Origin of the sequence: Bartonella sp. AP280QHHD, from assembly GCF_042196125.1 — a bacterium.
In the GTDB taxonomy this organism is placed as follows: domain Bacteria; phylum Pseudomonadota; class Alphaproteobacteria; order Rhizobiales; family Rhizobiaceae; genus Bartonella.
On record NZ_JBHIPQ010000055.1, the window covers coordinates 1 to 2,681 of the forward strand.

The following is a 2,681-nucleotide window of genomic DNA, read 5'->3' on the forward strand; positions in this document are numbered from 1 at the left end:
GAATGCAGAAATGAACGAAGCTATGAATGAAGATTACAGAGTTGGAGCACCGGTCTTTGATGATGAGAGCTCTTTTGATGCCGGCACTTATGATGGTGAAACGATTGATAATGATGACATTACGTCTCCAGAGCCGGTTGCACAGCCCGTTGAAAAACCTTCAGAGATTGTTCCTAGTATAGAACAGCAGCGTATGGAGCAACAAGCCAAACAAGCCCGTGAAGCGCTTGTAAAGTTTTATGAACCCCAATCCCAGACGCCAATGGTTGAAGGTGAAAATGCACCCCCAGACCTACGTGAGGACCCTGTTCGTTTAGTGNACAAGCCAAACAAGCCCGTGAAGCGCTTGTAAAGTTTTATGAACCCCAATCCCAGACGCCAATGGTTGAAGGTGAAAATGCACCCCCAGACCTACGTGAGGACCCTGTTCGTTTAGTGGCGTGGATGCTAGATAAGATTCAAAAGCAAGATGCGTATATTAGGGAACAGAAAGAAGCGCTAAGACAAGCTGAGGAACAGCAGCAGCATGATATACGTCTTGGTGAATTTTTTAATAATTCTGTTAAGTCGTTTCAAAATAAATCCAGTGATTTTGATGCCGCGGCAAATTTTCTTTATGAGGCACGCGCAAAGGAATTGAGTTCTTGGTCATCACTTTATCCTGAGTATGGACAACAAAACACAATAGATGCGATTATAAGAGATCAATTGCATGCTCTTGTAGCGACTTGTGCACAAAGAGATCTCAATCCGGCAGAAGAGATTTATAGAATAGCGCAAAATCTTGGCTATCAGAACCAAGCATTACAAGCGAATAATCAAGTTGCTGCGCTTCAAAGCCGGCAGAATTCTGCGAGAACCTTAACGGCATCTGGTGGAGGGGGCAGTGTTGGACCAATCACTTTAGCAAGCATTGATAGGATGTCAGAAGAAGAATTTGACGCTTGGATATCAAATCCGAAAAATAAAGCAATTTTTCGGCAATTGCATGGTGCTGGTAACGGGTATTAAGAGTGCATTTTTATAGAAATTAGCCTGTTTTATGCAGGGTTATGGTCCGGCTTTTAAGCCGGTTTTTTTTACAGCAAAGAAAGGTAAAATCAATGGCATTAACAACAGTTAGAGCAGATGATCCTCATGCGATAAGCACGTGGTCAAAATTATTAAATACAGAAGTTTCAAAGGCGATACCTATTGCCCCTCTTATAGGCAGGGGTTCAAACAGCATTATTCAACTTAAAACCGAAACACAGAAAGGCAGAGGGGATTGTGTTACATTTAGCTTACGGACACAGCTTTTGGGACGTGGTGTTACCTCAGGACAGACGCTTGAGGGGAATGAAGAGGCATTACAATTCCTTCATGACAGACTCTATATTGACGAACTTTCGCATGCAGTTCGTGTAGAAAATGAAGGTAGTATAGCGCAACAACGTACAACGTTTGATTTGCGTGACGAAGCAAAAGATGGCTTAGTTGATTGGTATGCAGATCGCTTAAGCTTGATGTTTTTCATTCAAGCTTGCGGATATACAGCAAGGACAATCTCTTTTGAAGATCGGATGATAGATATCGAGAATGTGCATTATGGATTTAATGAACCTCTGGCACCAAGTAGTAAGCGAATTATCCGTCCAGATGGTAAAACCAAGGATGAAGATCTCAGTGAAGCGCCAAAACACAGCTTTAGTTTGAAGCTTATTGACGAAGCTGTAAAAATGGCGAAACTTGCTAATCCCAAAATTCGACCAGTACGTGTGAATGGGGAGAGTGTTTATGTTCTCTATTTGCACCCAACACAAGTGATGCAATTGCGCACCAATACAGAGACTGGACAGTGGCTTGATATTCAGAAAGCTGCTTACACAGGCTCTCGTGCGCAAAACCCAATCTTTGATGGTTCTTTAGGCATGTATAATGGTGTGATTTTACGTGAATCTGAACATGTCACCCATGGGGTTAAATCTACCGATCATACAGCGAAAAAAAGTGTGCGTCGTGCTGTTTTTCTTGGAGCACAAAGTATCGTTATGGCTTTTGGAAATAATCGCAATGTCAATCGCTATAAATTGGTGGAAGAGCATTTCGACTATCAACGTTACTATGGTTTGTCTGCGAAAACACTGATTGGCATGAAGAAAACCCGTTTCAAATTTCCAAATAGCTCTCAAGCAGCGCAAGATTTTGGAACGATTGTTATCCCCACCTACAGTGGTGAACCTGATAATTAATCATAGGGAGGAAACAAGACATGGCAGATCAATTACCCCCTCCATTACAGGGCAGAAATCTACATACCCAACAGGTAAGTTTTTTGCGGTTAAATATCTCGCATAAAGATAAGCATCTTACGGAGAAAATTGGGATATTACCCCGTGGCGCTTTGATCACTTCAATAAAAGCGTTCGTTAAGACGGCATTTTCAGAAGCGAAATTGAAGATTGGCAGCAGCTATGGGGGCAATGAGTTCAGTGAAAAAGACATCAAAGCCCAAGGCACGCAAGATTTTACGCCAACAGATCAAAAGTCTTTTGTTGCAGATGATAAGGAGATGACCCTTTATGCAACACGAGACAAAACCACCGATGCTGGTGAATGTATTGTGGTTGTGCAATTCGTAACAAATCATTGAGGGGATAAGACATGGCAGATTATTTACCACAGCCCTTGCAAGGGAGAAA

Annotated in this window: 2 protein-coding genes and 1 pseudogene; all 3 read left to right on the forward strand. The window is 42.2% G+C overall.

Annotated elements, in window-relative coordinates; genetic code table 11:
• Positions 1-321: 321 nt before the first annotated feature.
• A pseudogene (locus ACFIMK_RS08740) lies at positions 322-1,011 on the forward strand (hypothetical protein); the annotation flags it as partial.
• A 92-nt stretch (positions 1,012-1,103) separates the two neighbouring features.
• Entirely contained in the window at positions 1,104-2,231 is a 1,128-nt protein-coding gene (locus ACFIMK_RS08745; protein ID WP_375681556.1) for a N4-gp56 family major capsid protein, read from the forward strand.
• Positions 2,232-2,251: 20 nt separating this feature from the next.
• The gene (locus ACFIMK_RS08750; RefSeq protein WP_375682522.1) at positions 2,252-2,632 is read left to right on the forward strand and encodes a hypothetical protein; all 381 of its coding nucleotides are present in this window, start codon (positions 2,252-2,254) and stop codon (positions 2,630-2,632) included.
• Positions 2,633-2,681: the final 49 nt, after the last annotated feature.

Excerpts from the sequence above, each read along its gene's own strand:
- ACFIMK_RS08750 (WP_375682522.1), top strand. The coding sequence starts at position 2,252 with ATGGCAGATCAATTACCCCCTCCATTACAGGGCAGAAATCTACATACC.
- ACFIMK_RS08745 (WP_375681556.1), top strand. The coding sequence starts at position 1,104 with ATGGCATTAACAACAGTTAGAGCAGATGATCCTCATGCGATAAGCACG.